20 protein-coding genes and 1 tRNA gene are annotated in these 22,476 nt (G+C 53.4%); 9 read left to right on the top strand and 12 right to left on the bottom strand.

The annotated features are described in order from the left end of the window. Window positions 1-9: 9 nt before the first annotated feature. Entirely contained in the window at window positions 10-717 is a 708-nt protein-coding gene (locus tag ACFQDM_RS18735) for an SDR family NAD(P)-dependent oxidoreductase (protein ID WP_377382075.1), read from the top strand. Window positions 718-749: 32 nt separating this feature from the next. Here the strand turns inward: ACFQDM_RS18735 and ACFQDM_RS18740 are convergent, their stop codons facing one another. From ACFQDM_RS18740 to ACFQDM_RS18750, 3 genes are all read right to left on the bottom strand, one after another. Further along, a complete protein-coding gene (locus ACFQDM_RS18740) occupies window positions 750-1,589 on the bottom strand; it encodes a M48 family metallopeptidase (RefSeq protein ID WP_377382078.1) in 840 nt (279 codons plus the stop codon). 89 nt (window positions 1,590-1,678) lie between these two features. Continuing rightward, window positions 1,679-2,302 carry a hypothetical protein gene (locus ACFQDM_RS18745; RefSeq protein WP_377382081.1) on the bottom strand — a complete coding sequence of 208 codons (624 nt, stop codon included), beginning with the start codon at window positions 2,300-2,302 and terminating at the stop codon, window positions 1,679-1,681. Window positions 2,303-2,361: 59 nt separating this feature from the next. After that, window positions 2,362-3,132: a class II aldolase/adducin family protein gene (locus ACFQDM_RS18750; protein ID WP_377382084.1), complete on the bottom strand. Its 771-nt coding sequence runs from the start codon at window positions 3,130-3,132 to the stop codon at window positions 2,362-2,364. A 200-nt stretch (window positions 3,133-3,332) separates the two neighbouring features. Here ACFQDM_RS18750 and ACFQDM_RS18755 point away from each other — a divergent pair, with 200 nt between their 5' ends. Next, window positions 3,333-4,097, top strand: coding sequence for an NAD kinase (locus tag ACFQDM_RS18755; protein ID WP_377382087.1), 765 nt, complete (start codon window positions 3,333-3,335; stop codon window positions 4,095-4,097). Between the two features lie 86 nt (window positions 4,098-4,183). Beyond that, entirely contained in the window at window positions 4,184-4,672 is a 489-nt protein-coding gene (locus ACFQDM_RS18760) for a hypothetical protein (protein ID WP_377382090.1), read from the top strand. Here the strand turns inward: ACFQDM_RS18760 and ACFQDM_RS18765 are convergent. Next, window positions 4,669-5,496, bottom strand: a complete 828-nt coding sequence (locus tag ACFQDM_RS18765) for an NUDIX hydrolase (protein ID WP_377382093.1) — start codon at window positions 5,494-5,496, stop codon at window positions 4,669-4,671. The two genes, ACFQDM_RS18760 and ACFQDM_RS18765, sit on opposite strands and share 4 nt — an antisense overlap. Window positions 5,497-5,606: 110 nt before the next feature. Between ACFQDM_RS18765 and ACFQDM_RS18770 the strand changes: the two genes are divergently transcribed. Next, entirely contained in the window at window positions 5,607-6,293 is a 687-nt protein-coding gene (locus ACFQDM_RS18770) for a hypothetical protein (RefSeq protein ID WP_377382096.1), read from the top strand. Here the strand turns inward: ACFQDM_RS18770 and ACFQDM_RS18775 are convergent. After that, window positions 6,290-7,453, bottom strand: coding sequence for a DUF2336 domain-containing protein (locus ACFQDM_RS18775; RefSeq protein ID WP_377382098.1), 1,164 nt, complete (start codon window positions 7,451-7,453; stop codon window positions 6,290-6,292). The two genes, ACFQDM_RS18770 and ACFQDM_RS18775, sit on opposite strands and share 4 nt — an antisense overlap. A 136-nt stretch (window positions 7,454-7,589) precedes the next feature. Here ACFQDM_RS18775 and ACFQDM_RS18780 point away from each other — a divergent pair, with 136 nt between their 5' ends. After that, window positions 7,590-8,783, top strand: coding sequence for a CaiB/BaiF CoA transferase family protein (locus tag ACFQDM_RS18780; RefSeq protein WP_377382101.1), 1,194 nt, complete (start codon window positions 7,590-7,592; stop codon window positions 8,781-8,783). Window positions 8,784-8,821: 38 nt separating this feature from the next. Here ACFQDM_RS18780 and ACFQDM_RS18785 read toward each other — a convergent pair whose 3' ends face one another. Continuing rightward, window positions 8,822-10,195: an amidohydrolase gene (locus ACFQDM_RS18785; protein ID WP_377382104.1), complete on the bottom strand. Its 1,374-nt coding sequence runs from the start codon at window positions 10,193-10,195 to the stop codon at window positions 8,822-8,824. 356 nt (window positions 10,196-10,551) lie between these two features. Between ACFQDM_RS18785 and ACFQDM_RS18790 the strand changes: the two genes are divergently transcribed. Continuing rightward, window positions 10,552-11,361: a hypothetical protein gene (locus tag ACFQDM_RS18790; protein WP_377382107.1), complete on the top strand. Its 810-nt coding sequence runs from the start codon at window positions 10,552-10,554 to the stop codon at window positions 11,359-11,361. Between the two features lie 90 nt (window positions 11,362-11,451). After that, a complete protein-coding gene (locus ACFQDM_RS18795; protein ID WP_377382110.1) occupies window positions 11,452-11,934 on the top strand; it encodes a hypothetical protein in 483 nt (160 codons plus the stop codon). On the opposite strand, the gene metG is transcribed toward ACFQDM_RS18795, so the two are convergent. Then, complete coding sequence (gene metG / locus ACFQDM_RS18800) at window positions 11,935-13,653, bottom strand: methionine--tRNA ligase (protein WP_377382113.1); 1,719 nt, start codon at window positions 13,651-13,653, stop codon at window positions 11,935-11,937. It lies immediately after the preceding gene. Window positions 13,654-13,919: 266 nt separating this feature from the next. Between metG and ACFQDM_RS18805 the strand changes: the two genes are divergently transcribed. After that, a tRNA-Thr gene (locus ACFQDM_RS18805) sits at window positions 13,920-13,995 on the top strand. Window positions 13,996-14,006: 11 nt separating this feature from the next. Here ACFQDM_RS18805 and ACFQDM_RS18810 read toward each other — a convergent pair. Together ACFQDM_RS18810 and ACFQDM_RS18815 are read right to left on the bottom strand one after the other, a co-directional pair. After that, a complete protein-coding gene (locus tag ACFQDM_RS18810; RefSeq protein WP_377382116.1) occupies window positions 14,007-15,131 on the bottom strand; it encodes an acyl-CoA dehydrogenase family protein in 1,125 nt (374 codons plus the stop codon). A 76-nt stretch (window positions 15,132-15,207) separates the two neighbouring features. Then, on the bottom strand, window positions 15,208-15,846 hold the full coding sequence (locus ACFQDM_RS18815; RefSeq protein ID WP_377382118.1) for a TetR family transcriptional regulator: 639 nt from the start codon (window positions 15,844-15,846) through the stop codon (window positions 15,208-15,210). A gap of 419 nt (window positions 15,847-16,265) precedes the next feature. Here ACFQDM_RS18815 and ACFQDM_RS18820 point away from each other — a divergent pair, with 419 nt between their 5' ends. Beyond that, a complete protein-coding gene (locus ACFQDM_RS18820; RefSeq protein ID WP_377382121.1) occupies window positions 16,266-18,572 on the top strand; it encodes a TonB-dependent receptor in 2,307 nt (768 codons plus the stop codon). Between the two features lie 104 nt (window positions 18,573-18,676). Here ACFQDM_RS18820 and ACFQDM_RS18825 read toward each other — a convergent pair whose 3' ends face one another. The 3 genes from ACFQDM_RS18825 to ACFQDM_RS18835 all read right to left on the bottom strand — a co-directional run bounded on the left by ACFQDM_RS18825 (window position 18,677) and on the right by ACFQDM_RS18835 (window position 22,449). Continuing rightward, complete coding sequence (locus tag ACFQDM_RS18825) at window positions 18,677-19,807, bottom strand: acyl-CoA dehydrogenase family protein (RefSeq protein WP_377382123.1); 1,131 nt, start codon at window positions 19,805-19,807, stop codon at window positions 18,677-18,679. A gap of 185 nt (window positions 19,808-19,992) precedes the next feature. Further along, the gene (locus tag ACFQDM_RS18830; protein ID WP_377382126.1) at window positions 19,993-21,168 is read right to left on the bottom strand and encodes an FAD-dependent monooxygenase; all 1,176 of its coding nucleotides are present in this window, start codon (window positions 21,166-21,168) and stop codon (window positions 19,993-19,995) included. A 63-nt stretch (window positions 21,169-21,231) separates the two neighbouring features. Continuing rightward, window positions 21,232-22,449, bottom strand: a complete 1,218-nt coding sequence (locus tag ACFQDM_RS18835) for an MFS transporter (protein WP_377382129.1) — start codon at window positions 22,447-22,449, stop codon at window positions 21,232-21,234. Window positions 22,450-22,476: the final 27 nt, after the last annotated feature.

Consider the following 22,476-nt stretch of genomic DNA (forward strand, 5'->3'; position numbering starts at 1 on the left):
TTTGAGCATATGACTGACAAGCGACTGACACTCGTCACGGGCGCGTCCGCAGGTATTGGCCGCGCGCTTGCATTGGAATTGGCAACCACTCACGATCACCACGTTCTGGCGCTGGCACGCAGCAAGTCTGCGCTCGAAAAACTTGACGATGAAATCAAGAGCAGAGGCGGCAAGGCGACGCTGATACCGCTCGATCTCACAGACGCGCCTTCTGTTGAGCGGCTGGGAGCTGTTGTTCTGGAGCGCTGGGGCCGCCTGGACGGCTTGGCCGGTAATGCTGGTATGTTGGGTCCATTGAGCCCGCTACAGACGATTACTCCTCGCGAATTCGACAAAACCATCGATACAAACCTGACAGCGAACTGGCGTCTTATCCGATCCTTCGATCCATTGCTGCGAACAAGTGACTCCGGCCGAGCTGTCTTTGTGACATCAGGCGTTGTGCCACGCCCGCGCGCATTCTGGGGGCCATATCAGGCATCCAAAGCCGGCCTAGAAGCCATGGTTCACGCGTGGATCGAAGAGACCGCGATCACCAAAATGAAAATCAACCTGTTTGACCCGGGTGCGACGCGTACGGCAATGCGGGCTGACGCGATGCCCGGCGAGGATCCAATGACCCTCCCGCCCCCCGAAGAGGTTGCGGCGAAACTGGCAAAACTCGTCCTGCCAGAGTGCGATTCTCACGGAAAACGCTTCGAAGCTAAAGATATGTAAGAAAAGCCCGGCCATGCCGGGCTTTTTTGAAATCAAACCAAGTCATATCCTCTGGCATTGATATACTGTCGAAGTTCGCTGGCGCGTCGTTGCGGCGCCGGGTGAGTCGACATGAACTCCGGTGTCGAGGAACCACTACTGCGCGCAGCCATCAAATCCCAGAGCTTCGGCGCTTCAGCGACTTTGAAGCCAACTTTGTGCATGTAGTCGACACCCAACCGGTCTGCTTCCAGCTCATGGTTTCGGCTATAGGGTAAAAGCACACCAAACTGCAGCGCAGCGCCGCCCAGCGCGCCAATTTCATTGCCATACTTTTTCAAAGTATCGGACTGATTCACAGCAATCGCGCCAGCAACGACTGCCAGCTGTCCAGCCATCTGGACAGAATAACGCTCCGCGGCATGCTTGCCGACGACATGGCCAACTTCGTGGCCGAGAACGGAGGAAAGCTGATCGTCATTTTCAACGAGTTCGGTGATACCGCGATACACACCAACCTTGTTACCGGGCATCACGAAAGCATTCACATCATCTGTGTCAAAGACCTCTACATCCCAATGCTCATTGGATCGGCCTGCCCCGACCGATATCTTTTCCCAGACCCGATTGACGCGCGAATTGAGTGAAGAATTGCGACTGATCGGCGTTTGCTGCTTCATCTCTGTCCATGCGGATTCGGCCATCTGTGCGACAGTCCCCTCGTCCACGAGCAGAAACTGGCTCCGCCCCGTTGCCGGGTTGGTCGTGCATCCTGATACAATTGGGACAACAGAGCCAACCGCAAGTCCCGTAATGATTTCGCGTCGTGAAAGCGCGATCCGTGGCGCCTTTTCCAGCTCTTCGTTTGAAATGGTTTCGTCGGATAAGCGCATGGCGTTTCCCTCTCCCAGTCTTCATCCACAGATTTGGTATAGAACGAATTTCGACATTCAGGAAACAAGACAATGGGTGATTTCAGAACTTACCGACCGTTTCTGAATGCTAATGAGAGAACGGCTGCAGTTTCATCGAACTCACCGCTGACTTCCTGTCGAACACCAAGCCCGAATTCAAATTGTCCAAAAACAAACGAACGAGTCAGATCAATTTTGTCAGAGCGGTCATCCTCACCTCGTTCGGACCAAAGCTGTGCCGTCCAGTATACATTTGGCTGTGGCTGCACGGAGATGATCGCTTCCAGCCGATCATGATAACACCCGCCATCATGCTCCCGGCGTCCGACATTTAATCCGGAATAACCTTCATAACGTCCCAGCTTAAACGTCCGCCCTACGCCCAGAGAGATTTCGCCACCCATAGCATCGCATCCGCGAAAACCACCGATTGCCGCACCTTCCAGTATCGCGATTTCACCGGTGCTCGACCACTTTTCATTCGCCCAAATGCGGCGGCGTGCAGCGACACGCCAGCCTTCACTGTCAAAAGCATTTGATGTTGAAAAATCGACCGTCTCGTACTTCGCAGACAACGTCCAATCCGCAGTGATACCCCATTCGCCGTAAGCATCCAACCGCTCCGCGGAGAACCCGTTGTGATCCTCCGCAGCGAGCGAAATACGCGAATAAATACCGCCGTCAGACTGCACCCACGGTCCGGCGTGTGCCGCAGCTCCGAAAAGTGAGCCGAGACAGACTAAGGCTGTGACTAGACGTCGTAACCTGGAAGGTTGCGATCGAGACGTCGGAGCAGTGCTGGCCATGCAAGCGCATCTGCGAGCATGCCCATGCCTTTGGGATTGCTTTGTCCCGCTACTTTGTCCTGTAAGTCGTCTTGACAAAAGAGCAGCTCCCCACCTGCTTGCGCCATGATCTGCATCTTACAAGCCCGCTCTAAAAAGAACATACGCATATAGGTTTGGGCCGCTGATTCACCGCAAGTGAGCGTTCCGTGGTTACGAAGCATCATGGAATGCTTGTTTCCGAGGTCCGCAACAATGCGCTCACGCTCATCATGGTCCAGCGCAATGCCCTCATAATCATGATAGGCGAGGTCAGACATGGCGATCATGCCCGTCTGAGAAATGGGCAGCAGACCACCCTTCTGAGCAGAAACAGCAACCCCCTGATCTGTGTGCAAATGCATCACACATTTTGCATCTTCACGAGCCGCATGCACAGCTGAGTGAATCGTGAAACCAGCAGGATTGATCGCATATGGCGTATCGGAGACGATCTCTCCATCAAGATCCACCTTCACCAGTGATGACGCGGTGATTTCCTCAAACAATAAACCGTATGGATTGATCAGAAAGTGGTGTTCAGGCCCCGGTACACGCAAGGAAATATGCGTAAAGATGAGGTCATCCCAACCATGATAGGCCGTTAGACGGTAGAGGGCAGCGAGATCGACACGCGCCTGCCATTCTTCAGGTGTTACGCTTGCCTGGACGCTTTTTATGCTCAGATCATCGGCCATTTTGTTCCTCCCAATTATGTTTGATGTATTTTACTCTATTCACCTGATAACGCAAAACGTAAGCTGCCAGCATACTTCAGAATTGGGGCTGAAGCTGTTCTACACATAGCCTGTAGAGAATTCTGGTTGAGCGTAAGCTGTCGGTCTGTCAGACAATGTGCAATGCCAAGCGATAAGCATATTATGTTGGGGGAGAAAGCATGAGCATCAAAATTGCGTTCATCGCCAGCAAGCGGCCGGAGGCACAGACAGCCCTGCGCTTCATGACGCAAAAATATGGTCAGGTTGACGAGAACGAAGCAGATGTTGTTGTCGCACTCGGCGGCGATGGCTGTATGCTTGAAACCCTTCGTCGAAGGTTTGATGACCCGCGTCCGGTGTACGGTATGAATCAGGGCACGGTTGGCTTCCTGATGAATGACTATCGGGAAGATGGCTTGTTTGAACGCCTCGACGCTGCTGAACGTGCTATTATCTACCCGCTTCGCATGAAGGCAGAAACGACCTCCGGTGAGACCCATGTGCGACTGGCAATCAACGAAGTGTCGCTCATACGGCAAACCTCTCAAACAGCTCGCCTGAGAATCACAATAGATGGCCGGGTGCGTATGGCCTCACTGGCATGCGACGGGGTTCTGGTCGCAACACCTGCAGGCTCAACGGCCTACAACCTGTCCGCCCACGGTCCAATTCTTCCGATTGGAGCGAATCTGCTGGCGCTCACGCCGATCAGTCCGTTTCGTCCTCGACGCTGGCGCGGCGCGCTACTACGCCATGATGCTGAAGTTGTCATCGATATCAGCATCGCTGAACTTCGTCCTGTTTCAGCATCTGCAGACAATCAGGAGGTTCGCTCGGTCGAGCGCGTCACGGTTACGGAAGACCGCTCCAAGCCGCTGGTTATGCTCTTCGATCCAGGTCATGCACTGGAAGAAAGAATTCTTCAGGAACAGTTCGCTCATTGAGTATTGGTATATCCTCTGGAAGGGAATATTAATAAAAGAGTGTTCTTGTTCAAATCCAAATAAGCTCTCAAACTTGGAACCGGGTCATGGGAAAATCTAAGCCAATCGAGATCATCACGCCGCCGAACGTGCTCAAAGCGAAACTGGGTGGTCCATTGTCTTTGACGAGTTCCGAAGCCATCAAGCGCGCCGAACGTGCGCTCGAAAACCTTTCCCACGAATTTGACAACTGGCTCGACGACGAGATCACACGCGTGGAAAATACGTGGAACGCTGCGCGTGATCTGTCTGATCGTGAGAACCAGTTGACGGAAGTCTACGGCGCCTCACACGACCTGAAAGGTCTGGCGACAACATATGGCTACCCGCTAATCACCCGTTATGCCAATTCACTCTGCCGCCTGCTTGCAACCGATACGTCGCGGGCTGTTGCTCCAGCGAACCTGATCGAAGCGCATGTTCATGCCTGTCGAACAGCTATGCGCCAGAACATCAAAAGCCCGGATCATCCGGTCGGCATTGCTCTGGCACATGAATTGGAAACGCAGACAGAAGAGTATGCAGACGCGGTCTAGGCTGAACCTTTTACCGTGTTCTTCATGGCTTTATTGACCGTCTCAAGCGGCTCAATTGTCACGCGATAACCCGCTTCGGCGGGTATTTTCAAAACCGCCCCCTGCTCGCCCTTATCTACGACTGGCAACACTGTAACGATTTCTCGTTGTCGTGCAGCATCCAGAGCCGCTTCGGGCGGACCACTGTCCTCCAAAAGCTCCAGGTTGACGCGGGTTGGAAACAGAAGCGTAGCTTCTCCACTTTTTTCGCGGCGCAATATTTCCGATGGCTGAACCCACACAGCTTCGGTTGTCTCACGGCCATCATGAACGGCGCGCTGCTCGATTGGAGCTCTCGCAATAAAAAAGCGTGTGTCGAAACGCTTTGGCATCATGTCGGGTGTAATCCAGTGGGCATAGGGCACAAGTTCGTTCACACAAAGCACAAGATCCTGCGCTTTGATCAGTTCAAGAAAGCTCTCTTCTCTGCGATCTATCGGCCCACGGTGCGGCGCCAGCGTCTCACAGACATCTCTGGACACATGCGTGCCAGGCTTGGCGGACCGAGACCTGGCCAGCAAAATTCCGGACTCTTCGAAGACTTCCCGGATCCCACCGATGCGAACGGCCAGCTCACCTCCCTCAAAGTCACCCTCAACGAAGTCACGCCATTCAGGCCTCAGATCATCCTCACTGACCTTTCCACCCGGGAAGACGTGCGCGCCAGAGGCGAAGTCGATCTGGTAACTTCTGGCGACCATCAGCACTTCGGTTTCCGCCTCTCCGCGGATCAGCAGAATGGTCGATGACAATTTTGGCTGCGAGCCCTCCCCCAATTCCTTCATAAATTCTCTCCCCATTCTGATTAGCTTGTTTTAAATTCCGTCGTCTTACGCCACGGGATTGAAGGAGTGTCTTGCTAAGGTCTGCCTGTGTCCAGACTTAGTGAGGTTTTATGTCCGTCTCTCTCCATAACGAAAACAATTATTCCGGACAAAAAGGGCCAGCTCTACGTAGTCGTTTCGAGGTATGTCGCCGTCTCTCTGACGGTGAACCGGACCTCGCGCTCACCCGTGTTGACCCATTGTTTGAAGAACAGGCATCTCCTTTCGCGCCCATCGGCCCGAATGGCTTCAGATCACCTGGCGAATGGCTCTGCGTGGCGCTGAGAAAACTTATCACGGCGACGAACAGCACTCATTCCTTAACGCGCCCGATCCATGTCCCAATGCCAATTGCGACTCTGATGGACGAATCGGCGGCACGCGATGCAAAAAATACCGTGCAGGAAGAAGGGTACTGCCCGCAGGAGTTCATGCTCGAGTTCCAGGATGCCAGCCTCGCCTGCGGCGACGCATCAGCAATGAAACAATTTGAAGCTTTTCGCCGTTCCGGCTTTCGGATTGCCATGGATGCACGCAAATCCTTTGCGACGCCGTTCTGCTCGCGTCTGCGCCCAGCAATCGAACGCATTCGGGTCAACGCGGACGAATTGATGTACAATGACACTCTGCAAATGCGAGCGGACATTGTCGCCTGCCTTGGCGGAGAGGTCATCGTCGACCGCGCCAACTGGCGGGATTCAGTAACGCTGGAAAAGCTGGGCGCAACGCATGCGCTGAAGATGATGGCGGACGCCTAAGCGGCTTCCTCTTCTGACTTACCACTTTCGTCACGATCGCGCACATCTCTGTAAGCGTCGAGCTTCTCAAGCAGATAATCCAGGTCACTCTGCGGAATGGCCTGGAACTGCGTGAGAATGCGCTCAATCATGCAGGTCCGGAAACGCTGTCGATCACCTTCAAGCCCATTGAATTCGAGCTCGTGGTAAACCGAAATCGCGGTTTTGAACGGCATGAACATGCCATTGGGAAGCCCTGCCCGTTCGAAGATCGTACGAAGACCAAGCGAACCGGCATCATGAAGCATGAGCCAGGCTTTCGAATGCGGAATTCCGGCGAGTTCAGCGATCGCCCATTCCACAAAGCGCATGTGTCCAAGACAAAGTCCGCGCATGATCATGGATGAAGTCAGCCGCCCATTCAGATTAAGCTGCTGCACAAAACGCTCCATGTTCGTGGAGCGTCCCGCCTGCTCGACAAGATCCAGCGTCGCGCGTTCGCGCGCGCCAGAAGCAAGCTCAATAGCAAGCTGTGGCGGTAACTCATGCTCATTCACGAGCTTGTCAAACAACTCACCTGACACGAGTGAAACCATCTTTTCAGCGATTTGTGGCGGTATCCACTGACGTGAAATCAGAGCGCCATGAACATCCTGGTCCGCCTTGAAGCGTTTTAGTACGGCGTCATAGCCGCGCTCCGTCATTTCGGCACCATCATTAGCAGCCATGACCTTTACGGCATCACGGCACGCATGTTCAGACATAGCCGTGGTAACATCACTGGAGAGCGCATCACGTCCGGCAATGGCGATCTGTTTGGCATCGGTTGCATTCAAGACCAGCTCAACAAGATCTGACCCGGTAAAGACCGGCGAAGACTGCAGAACCGGAAGCGCCACGGCTTCGACATCATGCGCGAGCTTCAGCGCGACATTGCGTGGCAGATTGGGTGAATTTTTCAAGGTCACAGCCATGGCGCGGCGGACCAGTACTTCAGCATCCTTGGCCAGAAGCGCGAGAATCTGGTCAGCAAAGACTTTTTCTTCGTGAGTTAGGTCCTCAACGCTGATACGACGACAAAGCTTGTGGGTTGCATGTGCGCGATCCTCAACTGAACTACCTTTCATCAGTCGGATGATATCTTCCTGGCTGAGACGAGGGCGCATAGCTTTGACGGACATGAGGACAAGCCTTATCGAATGAATCAAACCAAGTCTGTTTTGACTCTGTTAACATTAACACTCGCTTACCAATGGGTCTGACGAGCGGTTTTTTAAAAAATTTCAAAGGCCCGGAGAGGCCTAAAGGGAGGGAAGAATGCTCGAAGGCGTAAAAGTCGTCGAATACGCAACATATATGGCCGCACCGGGGGCTGGCCTTATTCTATCAGATTGGGGCGCTGAAGTCATCAAGATCGAACCGCCGGGTGGTGATCCGATCCGCCAGTTCTTTGATACGATCGGAACAGACCTCAAGGACAATCCAGTTTTTGACTTCGACAATCGCGGGAAAAAATCGGTCGTCGTCGACACAACCAAACCTGAAGGCGTTGAAATCGTCCGGAAGCTCGCAAGCGAAGCGGACGTCTTTCTGACGAATGTAAGACCGGGCGGCCTGGAACGATCTGGCCTCGACTTTCCATCACTGGCAAAACTGAATCCTTCACTCGTGTATTGCACACTGACAGGGTATGGTCTGGAAGGACCAGACAAGGACCGACCAGGCTTTGACATCGCATCCTTCTGGTCACGCGCGGGGCTGGCCCGTCTCTTTCCACCGAAAGACGTCGATCCCATGCTTCTGCGAACGGCCTTCGGTGATCACGTCACCTCAATTGCGGCGTCTTCGGCCATCAATGCGGCCCTGGTGCAGAAGTTTCGCACTGGAAAAGGTCAACTCATCGAAGCTTCACTACTTCGCGCAGCGCTTTTCTCCATTGGAAGCGACTTTGCAATCCAACTGTTCTTTGACCGCGTCGCATCCACGAAACCACGCGCCGAGCCAACCGTCCCCATAATGAACTATTTCAAATCCAGCGATGATGACTGGATCTGCATTGTTGCACGTCAGGGAAATGTTGATTGGCCGAAAATCTGCCGGGCTGCCGGCCTTGAGGACATGGCAAAAGATGAGCGATTGAAATCGGGCAAAGGACGCAGAGCCCATGCAGCGGAAATTGTCGAAAGGCTCGACAAAGCATTTGGACAGTACACCAAAGCGGAACTCGCCGAGCGTCTTGATGCCGAACAAATCGCTTGGGCTCCAGTCCAAACGCTCGCGCAGGTCGCCGAAGATCCACAGGTCATCGCAGCTGGCGGCATTGTCGAGACGCCCTCCATTTCTGGCGGCACGTTCCGGGCACCCGCCTCCCCTGTTCGCTTCCCAGGCGCGGATGATGGCCCCAAAGGCCCCGCTCCCAAACTCGGTCAACACACCAGGGAATTGCTTTCTCGGATGGGTGTGTCACCTTCCGATATCGACGACTTTTATAATAATGGTGTCGTTCAATAAACGAAAAGCCCGCCAATTGGCGGGCTTTTTCTTTTTGCCTACTCGGCGCTTTCTGGCTGGAGCAAGTCCAACGCCGCGGCCGTCATGGCTGTCACGCCCGTTTCAATAGTCGCTTCTGCATCCGGCGCAAAGAATGGCGAATGAAGAGATGGCAACGGCAATGCCCCCGTCTGGGACTTTTCATATGTTTCTGGCTCAACAGCGCCAACCCAGAAGATCAGCCCCGGAATATCCTCATCTGTTCGACCATACTGGCTGAAATCCTCACCACCCATCACGGCCGGTAATTGCAGGACATTTTCTTCACCGATCGCCCCCGCCATAGCCGCGCCAGCGCGTTGCGAAAGATCAGGATCATTATAGGTCGCAGGCGTGTAATCCGAATCGATACGGATTTCGGGCTCCGGCGCACCAAATGCTTGAGCCTGTGCTTTGGCAATCCGCTTAATGCCTTCCAGCAGCGTTGAGCGAACTTCATCGGAATAAGAACGCACGGTCAGTTTGAGATGCGCCTGGTCGGAAATGATGTTGTGTTTGGCACCTGCCTGGAAGGAACCAACCGTCACCACCGCTGGCGTTTGCGGGTCAATATTGCGAGAGACAAGCGTTTGCAGAGCCGTCACAATATAGGAGGCGACGATCACCGGATCTTTCGTCGTATGCGGATAGGCGCCATGACCGCCCACGCCCTTTACAATGATGTCGACGCTGTCGACATTCGCCAGAGCATAACCGGACGAATAGCCAATCTTTCCAGACGGCATGCCCGCACTGACGTGGAGTGCGAGATTATAATCGGGCAGAGGGAAGTCGTCGAACAGACCGTCAGAAATCATGGCTTGGGCACCCAGACCAATCTCTTCAGCCGGCTGCAGGATCATAACGAGCGTGCCTGACCACTCATCCTTACGTTCCATCAGATTTCGCGCTGTCCCGACCCACGCCGTCATGTGAACATCATGGCCACACGCATGCATGACGCCGCTCTCGACCCCCGTCCAGGAGACATCGCGCACGGTTGACGCATACTCAACACCTGTGCGCTCATTCACAGGCAGCGCATCCATATCGGAGCGAATAAGAAGTGTTGGACCATCTCCATTCCTGAACACACCGACAACACCATAGCCGCCAACGCCCTCGCGAACCTGCCCTTGATCACGCTCTGATTTGGCCTCAATCCACTCCTGCCCCAGGCCGGTCGTGACATCGAAACCGAGTGCTTTCAGTTCCTCTGCCAAAAGTGACGCTGTCTGAGACTCTTTGAGGGAGAGTTCCGGATGCGTATGAAGGTATTTGTAAAGCGATATGAGATCTGCACCCGTTTCGATCGAATCGGTTTGGGCAAAACTCACGCTGGATATAGCCAGACTTGCCGCTACAGCACCCGCCTTGATCAAATGAAATGACATCAGTTGCTCCCCTGAGATTGAATATGTGCTGATGGAACATGCTTCTTCGCACAATCGCAAGATAGCAGGATCTATCTCTCGCCCTGTCCCATCATCAGGCGCCAAAAACGGATTGATTTAAAAGGCATTTTAGCTCTGATAGGATCAGACCGTAGCGACATGTGAGAGGCATTATGGGCTTATTGGACGTTTTCTCGGGAAAGAAAGCTGCAGAACATGATCCAACAGAGGGGCGCGCTTTCATCCTCGAAGCCTCGGATGCGGCTGGTGTGCAAAACTGGGAAGAAGTGACCTCACTTTATCGTCAGATCCCGACAGCAAGCGACAAATACGCCTGGCTTCATACCTTGTCCCGAATGCTGCCGCTCGCTTTAGACCTTCCAACCGAAGCGGAAACAAAAGACCTGGCGTGTATACTGGCGGAACTCCATACGAACCGAGGGTTTCGCATTCGCGGTGGTGAAACAGCGGATCGCGTCGAAACAAACGCATTTTTCGATATGCGTGATTGTCTCCACATCGCCGAAAAGCTCGTCCTGCAAGCCGAGGCAACCTCACCAGAAGACTCTGTTCCAACCATCATTCATTTCAACATTGCTTTGGGTTTGAGCGCTGATGAGAACGCCGTCGACGACATACAGAAAAAATACCACGCATGCAGTGAGCAGTCGGTTTTTGCGCCCTCTAACCTACTCATGTTGCGAACAGAAAAATGGCTTGGCTCGCGAGATGAAATGTGGGCAGTGGCGACGAAATATACCGAAGCTCCTCCAAATAGCGCCTGGTACGCCCTGCGCGCAAAAGCGCTGATTGAAGATTCGCTTTGGTTTAGTGCGTTCGAAGATGATCGAGACGCCATCAAAAGCTATCGTCAGCTACGACGAGACGGAACGTTCCAGGAAGAACTGAAAGCAATTGAAGCCAAGTTCTGGGAAGGTCTGGAAACAAGCACACCTCCAGCTTCTGAAAAACTATTTGCACACAATCACTTCGCCTGGATCCTTTACCAATTCGGCATGGAAGAGGACGCCCGCAGACACTTTGAAGTCATTGGGCCGATCCTGACTTACCAACCATGGTGCTACAGCTTTCCGCCGGATGAAAACCCGATCGCATCACTGAATAAAATTCGCAAACGCCTGTCGCTGCCACCGTTCCTCGCCTGAGCAGCCCAAAGTGAGAAACTTCGTCCGCTTTTTGACGATGAATGCGTTGAAAAGACAGATGGATACAAATCAAATCACACCGGAGGGCATATGAATATCCACAAAGCTTTGATGATGCTGGCCATCGCGACCGTGCTCACGGCCTGCTCAGCAGCCGACTCAACGGAGACAACAGACGCGAAGAATTTTGAAGAACTGGAGCCGGAAATTCTCCAGGTAACATTCGAAAACAACGATGATGCCGACCTCGGCACCTGCAATCCGAATGTTTCCTATTTCATCAAATCAGATCGGGAAGCATTGAGACTGAATGTGAGCTATATGCTTGATGGGGCAAAGGTCATGGGCAATGGCTTCGCCCTGCTTCCAATCCTTGGCGAAGAAGACGTCATTGGAAGCGAAGATCTGCTCACGCATTTCGATGCTTTCCCCAAGCCGTGCGCAGAAACGGATGTTTCCGTCTTCGAATTCAGTTGTCGAAATAGTGCCGCTGATTCAGAGGACATCGCATGCCCCGAACTCGCATTCGAGGGCACCGACATGTTCCTGAGCTTTAAAGAACCAAACTGGTAGCTATTGATCCGCGCCGCCGAATTGTTCGGTCCATTCCGCAACGGTTGTGTCTTCGATTTTATTGAAGAGTACGTCCGGCGGCGCAATTTCCTGACCATTCTGCAGAATGCTGAACAAATCTGCGTCATCCGCCTTCGGGAAGACGCGTTTGTTTTCCGGAACACCCAACGCATCCAGGATTTTCGCGGCGGCATCCGGTACGAATGGTTGTGCGAGAATCCCAAAAACTGCAGCGAGGTTAAGGCCAATGCGGACACCAACTGCTGCCGCGTCGACGTCTGACTTGTACTTTACCCAGGGCTCCGCTTTTGTCAGATACTCATTGCCTGCCGCCCAGATCGCGCGCGTTTCCGCGGCTGCTTTGCGGAACTCCATCGCTTCGTAATGCTCCGTCAGCGCTTCCAGGCGCGTGCGAAGCTCCGTATCAATCCAGGCTTCTGCCTCTCCCGGCTCTCCGACTGATGGAATCGTCCCGTCAAATTTGGACTTCGTATATTTGGTGATGCGATTGACGAAATTGCCCAGAACATTTGCCAGATCTGAATTGACCGCAGCCTGAAATCCTTCCCAGGTGAAGGCTGCATCCGAGCCTTCCGGCGCATTGGCCATGAGATACCAGCGCCAGTAATCAGCAGGCAGCAGATCAAGCGCCTGGTCCATAAACACGCCGCGATTGTTGGAAGTCGAAAACTTACCACCATACCAGGTGACCCAGTTAAAGGCCTTCAGGCGATCCACGAGCTTCCAGGGCTCTCCAGAGCCAATCAATGTCACTGGAAAGCCTACCGTGTGGAAGGCCACGTTATCTTTGCCCATGAACTCCACATATGTGACGTCATCAGCGCCTTTGTCTGTCCGCCACCAGCTTTCCCAAGCATCTGGGTCACCCTTGGCCTCGGCCCATTCGCGGGTCGCGGCGATGTATTCAATCGGCGCATCGAACCAGACATAGAAGACTTTATCTTCAAAGCCTTCTCGAGCTTTGCCCCGATAGGCAACCGGGATGCCCCAGGACAGGTCTCGCGTAATCGCGCGGTCCTGAAGTCCCTCGTCCAGCCACTTCAAAGCAATCGACTTTGCGAGCGCTGGCCACTCGTCAGCCTGCTCGACCCAAGCGCGGATTTCGTCCTGCATTTTCGACTGCAAGAGATACAGATGGCGGGTGTCGCGGTGTTCGATGGCCGTCGAACCGGTTTCAGCGGAATACGGGTTGATCAGATCGACCGGATCAAGCAACCTGCCACAGCTATCGCACTGATCTCCACGTGCCTTCTCGAAACCACAATGGGGACATGTTCCCTCGACATAACGGTCAGGCAGGAAGCGACCATCCTCTACGGCATACACTTGCTTGCTGACGCGTTCTTCGATCAGGCCACGCTCCTCGAGCACATGTGCAAAGTGTTGTGTCAGCTCGGCGTTCTGCGGGCCCGATGAGCGACCGAAATAATCGTAGGATAGCAGAAACCCCTCACCGGCGTTTCGCTGAACTTCATGCTGTTCGTCGCAGTATGTGCGTACATCAATACCGGCCTTTTGCGCGGCGAGTTCTGCCGGAGTACCATGCTCATCGGTCGCGCAGATATAGAGCACTTCATGCCCCTGCAGGCGCTTGAAACGAGCATACACATCAGCGGGCAACATCGACCCTGCAAGATTGCCAAGGTGTTTGATCCCATTGATGTAAGGCAGAGCCGATGTGATGAGAATGCGCGCCATTTCGCTCGTCTATCCGTATGAGTATGCTGTGGTGTGATCAGAAGCGCCCTCTTTAACGCGTGGCGCGATAAGAGGAAACGTCAAATCACCATTATTATTACCTTCTCTCTCGCCGAAACGAATGTCCTGGATCGCAGGGCGACCATGACGATCAAGCGAATATGAGCGATCAAACCAACGACCGAAAAAAACTTCTGCTCAGAACGCATTATTGCCCTTGCCTATTGATACCGGTTTGAGCTAATAGGCCCCTTCCTTTTCGGAGAGCCGGCTTAGCTCAGTTGGTAGAGCAGTTGATTTGTAATCATCAGGTCGCGGGTTCGACTCCTGCAGCCGGCACCATTCCCCCTTTTTTATAAGCTCCGCGCGATCACCAGTCGCTGGACTTCCGATGTGCCTTCATAAATCTGGCAGACGCGCACATCACGATAGATTTTGGCCACACCAAACTCCTCAAGATAGCCATAGCCTCCGAGCGCCTGAATGGCACCGGAGACCACTTCCTCTGCGACCTCTGATGCAAAGAGTTTCGCCATAGAAGCCCGGGTAAGTGCCGGCTCGCCCGCATCACGCAAGGCCGCAGCCGATAACACCATCTGATTCGCAGCTTCCAGCTTTGTGGCCAGATCCGCCAACCGGAAGCCGACAGCCTGATGCTCGATAATGGCCTTTCCCATAGAGCGGCGGTCTTTTGCATAATCAATAGCGACATCAAGCGCTGCTCTAGCCATTCCGACACATTGAGCAGCAATACCGATCCGGCCTGCCTCGAGATTCGAGAGGGCGATCCGATAGCCCTGCCCTGGCTGACCAATCATGAGATCATCTTCCACGAACAGATCCTCGAAGCGCAGAGCGCAGGTGTCAGAAGCAGCCTGACCAAGCTTATGTTCGACCTTGTCGACATGGTAGCCATCACGATCGGTTGGAACGAGAAAGGCTGACAGGCCTTTCTTACCGGCGTTCGGGTCCGTCACAGCAATCACCATCGCCAGCCCAGCAATCCGGCCCGACGTGATAAACTGCTTGCTGCCACTGAGCTTCCAGCCGCCGTCGACTTTTGTCGCCCGCGTCCGAATCGCCGAAGCATCCGAGCCTGCATCCGCCTCCGTGAGCGCAAAGGCACCGATCATCCGCCCGCCAATGAGATCGGGAAGGAATCTTGCTTTCTGCGCGTCCGTCCCATCTTTTAGAAGACCATTCACAATGATGGAATTCTGGATCGAAACTATCGTAGAAAGTGCGCCATCTGCTGCAGCGATCTCCATTAGCGAAAGCGCATAGGAAAACGTATCGACTCCGGCGCCGCCAAACTCTTCCGGCGCGGTCATTCCCCAAAGGCCAAGACCAGCCATCTGTTCAAACAGCTCCTGCGGAAAACCATTCTCAAGCTCAAATTCAAACGTTCTGGGCTTCACCTGCTCCTGCGCAAAATTGCGAACCATATCGCGAATGGCCAATTGTGTTTCCGTGAGCATTCTCAGCTTCCTCCAATACTTTAATTGTCTACTTAATCCGGGCTGCTGCGATAACACTCATCAACAGCAGGACTGTTCAGCCTTTCAGCAAAATGCCGTTGAGCAGTGTTTCTGACGTCTGAGCGATGTATCTTCGACGCAATTCGTCATCCGTTTTCTCAATACCGTAGCAATACTTCAGGACAGCCCCAGCCGAAAAAAACGGGTCACAGGCACCGATGATATTGAAGTAGAAAAGTTCTGGATCGATGTGTTTGAACTCACCTCTTGCACGGCCTTCAGCGATAATAATGGCATAGGCTTCCGTAATCGGTTTGACGAAACGATTTGAAATTTCCTGCGCTCGTTCATCGTCTGCTTCCCGTATGAGCTTCATGAGGAGACGATTGAGATAGGGAAGACGAAAATAGAGATTTATCAACGCCTCAATGTGTATTTGAAGACGCCGCGTCGGCGAAATCGGCAATCGGACCAGGTCTTTCAATTGATCAACCTCCGGACCGACATCTCGCTCTAGCAAAGCATCCAGCAAGCCGCGCTTGTTTCCGAAATAGTATTTCACAAGCGCAGAATTGAGGTTTGCCTTCTCTGAAATATCACTGAGAGAAAAATCAAGCGTATCACGCTCTCGCATAATGCGACTGGCCGCCTCCAAAAGCTGAGCCCGAGCGTCCATTTGAGACGATTCTACCTCTGTCTCTGCCTGCGATTTCATCGCATCTATCCTTCTTGCGTTCGCACCGTAATAGCGCGCGTCATTTCTTTTAAAACCCCAGCAGATTTACTCAGTCAATTAATTTTGAACAGCCAACACGATTGCTAAAAATAGTCTCCAGATTTTCGATTATAGCCTACTTCACCTCTGCTTCGCTGGAACAGATTCATTGAGTGAGGCATGCTCAAACTACGCGCTCGGCAAAATTTCAATCCAATACGTATAGATTTAATACACTACTTTCTTTGAATTTTTTATTTTTACTGAGAGAGAAATCAAACTCGCCCAAAAGCCTTACAACGCGACCCGGACGAGAAGTGGATTGACATTCCTAACGCTGCGACATTAACTTTAGTCAGAGTCGACTAAATTAAGCGTCAGATTTAATTGGTTGATTAAATGATATCGGGAGGAATCAAATGTACCGCTCTACGAAGCGTGCCCTACTCATGGGTGCAACAGCTGCCTGCTATGCTCTTTCATTTCAATCCACTGCGCAGGAGACTGCCGAACCGGTGCCAGTAAATGAAAGCGCAAGAACGCTGAACACCGTAACCGTGACAGCTCAGCGTCGGGAAGAAAGCATTCAGGATGTCCCCTTATCTGTCACAGCAGCCGACAGCGAGACCCTGGCGAAACTGCGGGTCGACAATGTCGAGAACATCTCGCTGCTCACACCGAGCATTTCATTTCGAAAAACAAATTTCGCCGCATCTTCAAGTAACATTCAAATTCGCGGGATAGGCACCGCCGGCAACGCTAGAACATTTGAAGGCGCTGTCGGCGTGTTTATCGATGGCGTCTACAGGACGCGGTCCGGACAGGCGCTCGCCAACTTTCTGGACATCGACAATCTTCAGGTTCTGAGGGGCCCACAAGGCACGCTCTTTGGTAAGAACACCGCCGCCGGCGCTCTTTTGATGACGTCTGCATCCCCATCGCTTGATGACGTCGAAGGATATGTTGAAGGCAGCTATGGAAACTATGATGCATTTAATCTGAAAGGCGCCGTCAATCTGCCATTGACCGACTGGGCTGCCTTACGCGTTGCAGCAACCCATACCAAACAGGATGGTTACTTTGACGACCCGAACGGCGGAACGCTGAACAATATCGAACGCAACGGATACAAGGCGAGTCTTCTGCTGGAGCCTTCAAGCGATCTCTCGATCAAGCTGATTGCCGACTATGCGAAGGAGGACGACAATTGCTGCTACGGCACCGCGGACTTTTTCGACGGACCGCTGCAGGGATTTGTGGACTCCCTGTCGATTGCGAATGGCTATCAGCCACCTTCCGATGACATCTCCGCCTTTGAAGCGACGAGCTTCCCGGAAACACCCAATCTCATCGAAGATCAGGGCATTTCTCTTCAGATAGATTTCGATACTGGCGCCGGTACACTTTCCTCAGTGACGGGTTTTCGACGCTTCGATGTCACGCAAGATCAGGATGTAGATTTCAGCGCAGCTGACCTGCTTGACCTATACGAAACATTCCGCTCGCGTTTCTTCTCTCAGGAATTCTCATTCAATGGCACCATGAACGCACCAGTTGAAGCAAACTATGTGATCGGCGCCTACTATTCGGATGAAGATCTGCGCATGGCCCGTAACTTGTTCCACGGATCGCAGGCCCAGGATTTCTGGGATGTGGTTTTCGGTGTGCCAGGCCTCGCCTACGCCGCTCCCGGACTGTTTTCGGCGGAACGTTTTGAAAGCAGGTCGGAATCGTTTGCCCTTTTCACACACTGGGATTTTGCGATCGCGGAACGCTGGAACCTCATTCTGGGCGCACGTTATTCCAGCGACAGCAAGACAGGCCGTTTTGAGAACCCTTATTTCCGTAGCATGCTTGACCCATTGGCGCTCGCCGGAGTCGTGCCGGGCCTGGAATATGACGACGAATTTTCCGACGAGGCCTTTACTGGCACGATCAGCCTGCAATACCGACCGAACGCCGACCAGATGTACTATGTCAGCTATAATCGCGGATATAAGTCGGGCGGCGTTAATCTGGACGTAAACGCTGCTGGTGTACCCGGCAATTATTCGAGCCCCCTCTATGACCCCGAGCTTATCGATGCCTATGAATTCGGTGGGAAAATAGATTGGGCGGGCGGAGCAGCACGCACCAACTTTGCGTTTTTCTATAACGACATCACCGACCTTCAGGTGGCTCAATTCCTCGGCTTGCAATTCGCTATTATCAACTCACCCACGGCGGAAGTCTTTGGCGCTGAGATCGAGCAAACCTATGCAATCAATGACTATCTGATTGCCAAAGGTTCAGCGACCTGGCTGGAAACGGCCGACTTCGGGGATGACCCTGTTCTGGGAATTGCTGACCCTGACAGACCATATCTCGGCGGCATGTCCGGACGACGGTTTTCGACCTCGCCTGAGTTGGCAGCCAATGCGTCGCTTGAACTCGACTATCCGATTGCACCCGGCATCGCCCTAACAGGTCTTGCGCAGGTTCAGTATACCAGCGAGGTCTTCACCAACACAGCGAGTAACCTGAAACAGGAAGCGGTGACACTGCTGAATGCGAATGCAGGACTTTCCTTCGAAGATCACGATCTGACAGTATCAGCCTTCATCCGAAACGCCACCGATGAGGTCTATGTCACGCAGCACTTCAACACGCCGCTTCAGGATATCGACCGAAATGCTTATCTCGGGGATCCCCGGACATATGGCGTCATGGTTCGAAAAACCTTTTAACCCCGCCTCATACTCCTCGTCCTTGTTAGGTCCGCCTACTCTGTCTGGCGGACCATTTTTTTATTTCCGGCACTCGATTGCAGTAGCGCTGACGGGAGCTCCTATCAGGCTTTCAACATCTCACGGGACACAATCACGCGCATGATCTCATTGGTACCTTCCAGAATCTGATGAACGCGAAGGTCGCGAACGATGCGTTCGACTTCATAGTCCGCCAGATAGCCATAACCACCATGAATCTGAAGCGCGTCATTCGCGACTTTAAAGCCAGCATCGGTGGTGAAGCGTTTTGCCATCGCACAGAATTTCGTAGCCTCAGGCGCCTTAGCATCAAGTTTTTGTGCAGCGTCATAGAGGAGGCTACGGGCTGCCTGCAACTCGATCTCCATATCGGCAAGCTTGAATTGCGTTGCTTGGAAATCGAGAATGCTCTTTCCGAATTGCTTTCTTTCGCGCCCATATGCCATGGCGCGATCAATAGCTTCCTGACCGCCACCAAGTGAGCAAGCTGCGATGTTCAGGCGACCACCATCAAGGCCTTTCATGGCAAACTTGAAGCCATGCCCTTCTTCGCCAACACGATTGGAAACCGGAATCCGGCAATCGTCGAAATTCACCATCGCGGTGGGTTGGGCGCGCCACCCCATCTTCTTTTCGTTCTTTCCGAATGAAAGGTCGGGCGTTTCTTTTTCGACCACAAATGTCGATACACCACGTGCGCCATCATCCGAGGTACGCGCCATCACGACATAAATATCAGAGAAGCCTGCGCCTGAGATGAAGGTTTTCGCGCCATTCAGCACGTAGCTATCTCCATCACGCGTGGCAGTCGTTCTGAGACTCGCTGCATCTGACCCCGCGGATGGCTCCGTCAGACAATATGAGGCAATCAGATCGCCTGCCGTCAAGCGAGGGACATACTTTGCACGCAGCGCGTCATCCGCGAAGCTATCGATCATCCATGTTGCCATGTTGTGGATGGATAGAAAGCTCGCATGCGCCACACAGCCACGAGACAAAGCCTCGAAGATGAGAACGGCATCCAGACGACCTAGACCAGACCCGCCGTGTTCCTCGGAGGTGTATATTCCACCAAATCCCAATTCCGACATCTGTTTGAGAACGTCGCGGTCGAGATAGCCCTCTTCGTCCCATTTCGCTGCATTGGGGCGCAGGTGCTCGGCTGCGAACCCTGTCGCCATGTCGACAATGAGCGTCTGTTCTTCTGTCAGCATCTTTTCCTCCCGAAGGATCGATTTTGTGTGTCTTCTGTGGGCAGTTATGACCAGCCGCTTCAGAATGGAAAGCTCGATCCCAAAAGATATGACCCGCAATTGCGTGGGTAAATACGCTTTCACGCAGTCATAGCCTGCAAGTATGCCGGTTTATTTTATAGTCGTATACAGGCAGATCGCCCCGCTCAGATCACGTCGTGCCCATAAATCCAGTCCATACGCCTATGAACGAATTCCGGCATGAATTTGCCTGCGAGCCACATCGGCCCATACGTCCCGGCACGCATTAACTCACTGCTGTGATGGAAAGTTGTCTTGTTATCCAGCGACCGTTTCTGAACTTTTGATGTGCGTGGTCTGCGTATCTGCTCATACATGGTCAGCTGACTTGAAAGCCCCATCTGACTGTCGAGACACTTGGCCAGAACCCAGCCGTCTTCAATGGCCATGACCGCGCCCTGAGCGAGAAAGGGCAGCATGGGGTGAACAGAATCACCAAGGAGTGTCACGCGCTGACTGCTCCACCGGTTGAGAGGCGCGCGGCCGAAAAGTCCCCATTGAAAGAAGCTTTCGCCCTGCTCGATAATGTTTCGGATCACCGGGTGCCAGCCTTCGAAGTCCTTGCGGATCTGGTCTTTCATTCCGAGTTTGGACCAGGATTCATCGCGCCAGTCCTCGCGCTCGACCACACCGACGAAATTGACAAGGCGGCCCTGCCGGAGCCGGTAGGTCACGGCGTGTTTGCCGCGTCCAACCCAGGCCACGGCATTTGGTGGAGGCGGGTTGGAGAACTGATCAAGGTTGACCACACCGCGCCAGGCAACACAGCCTGTAAATTCTGGCGAGTCCTGTCCGAACATCTGCTCTCGTATCGTTGAATGAATCCCGTCAGCGCCAATCAGAAGGTCACCCTCGAGAATACGATTGCTCGAGGTCATGACGCGTACGGACTCTGGTGTTTCTTCAAAGCGTTCGACCCGCGACTGGAAAACGACGCGTATGTTGGGGTGAGCTTCGGCCGCTTCTGCGAGCACGTGAAGAAGATCAGCGCGGTGGATCTGAACGAAGGGCGCTCCCCAGCGTTTGATGGCACGCACTTTCAATGGAATGTTAAAAATCGTCTGGCCGCTCTCACCGAACCGCAACTCAATCTGCTCCGGTTCAAAACCTGCCGAACGAACAGCCTCTGACAGACCCAGTTCCCTGAGAACCTTCATGCCATTCGGACTAATCTGCAATCCAGCGCCAACCTCTTCGAAGGCCGATGCCTGCTCCAGGACGGTTACGTTATGACCAAATTTCGCGAAACTGAGCGCAGCGGAAAGACCGCCAATACCGCCACCGGCAATGAAAATATTCATGCCCTCAATGAAAGCGGTTTGACGATGATTTCAAGCGCGCGTTTTGTCTCGAACGTATTTATCTCAGGCGTGCCCGCGACGCCCCCGCATACGAAGAAGCACGAAGCCGAGCAGTGTGCTCATTGCCACGGCGCTGACAATCAGCGGCAAAGACCGATTGAACATATAAAGCCAGGCACCTAGCAATGGCCCGAGAACAAACCCCGCAGGCGGCGCAGCGGATAACAAGCCAGCCGCTCCGCCCTGTTCATGCGGATCAACCGCGAGTGTTCCCAAAGCATTGATTGCCGGAACAATCAGCGCTGATCCGATGCCGACGAGACCGAAGGACGCACACATCGCGAGAAATGGAAGCGGCAGAATAGAAAGGCCATAACCGATTGGTACGAGCAAAAGTCCGAGCGGCAGCATGAATTCAGGCTTTGGCTTATACCGGCTGACATAAAATGTCTGAGTGAGGATCATCGTCAGGGACATGACGCCAAACACCCAACCAGCCGCCTCGACGGCACTGGATCGATCAAGATCAAACCGGTCGGTAACAAACCAGGCAAGTGTTTGCTGAACACATGCCACGGCGATGAAATACGACATCAGAAAGATCAGATAGCCACGCACCCTCGGATCGAGAAGCGACATGCGTTTCGGACGGACATTGTCGTGATCCACCGTCGCGTCATTCGGTAGGGTGAACATCACAATCAGGCCGCCAATCGCTGAGAACGCAACCGATCCCCATAACGGCGCCAACGGATCGATTGGTGCCAGCAGCGCAGCTGTCGATGGGCCAAGGATCGATCCGACACTCATGGCCGCACCAAGAAATCCAAGTCCGGCAGCCCGGTCTTTAGCCGTCGTCGAATCTGTCATGCTCGCAAAAGATGCGGGCTGAAGACCTGAGGCCAGGACGCCAAAAGAAAGCCGAACAACAGCCAGCAGAAGGAAAGCGTTCAGCCCGACAACCATTCCCTTCAGCGCAGCACTCAGCGACAAAATGAAGGCTGCATTCGTTATCGCAGCAGAAAACAGGGCGAACGCCATGACGCGTTTGCGGCCATAGCGGTTTGCGAGATTGCCCCAGACAGGCGTAAGAAACGTAAAAAATAACGAGGACAGCGTGAGAACGCCCGCGACCTGGATTTCGCTAAGCCCGGCATCACGTGCCAGGGGCGGAGCAACGACGAAACTGATCGTCATGCCGACGCCCATCGACACAAGCGCAAATGCAATGACCCATTTCTGTAAAGCCGATAGCGGCTTCAGAGCAGTTTCTTCAACCATGTTTCTCCCCTGCCCCGATTCCGGGAT

The sequence above is a fragment of the Ponticaulis profundi genome, assembly GCF_042659465.1.
GTDB classification, from domain to species: domain Bacteria; phylum Pseudomonadota; class Alphaproteobacteria; order Caulobacterales; family Hyphomonadaceae; genus Ponticaulis; species Ponticaulis profundi.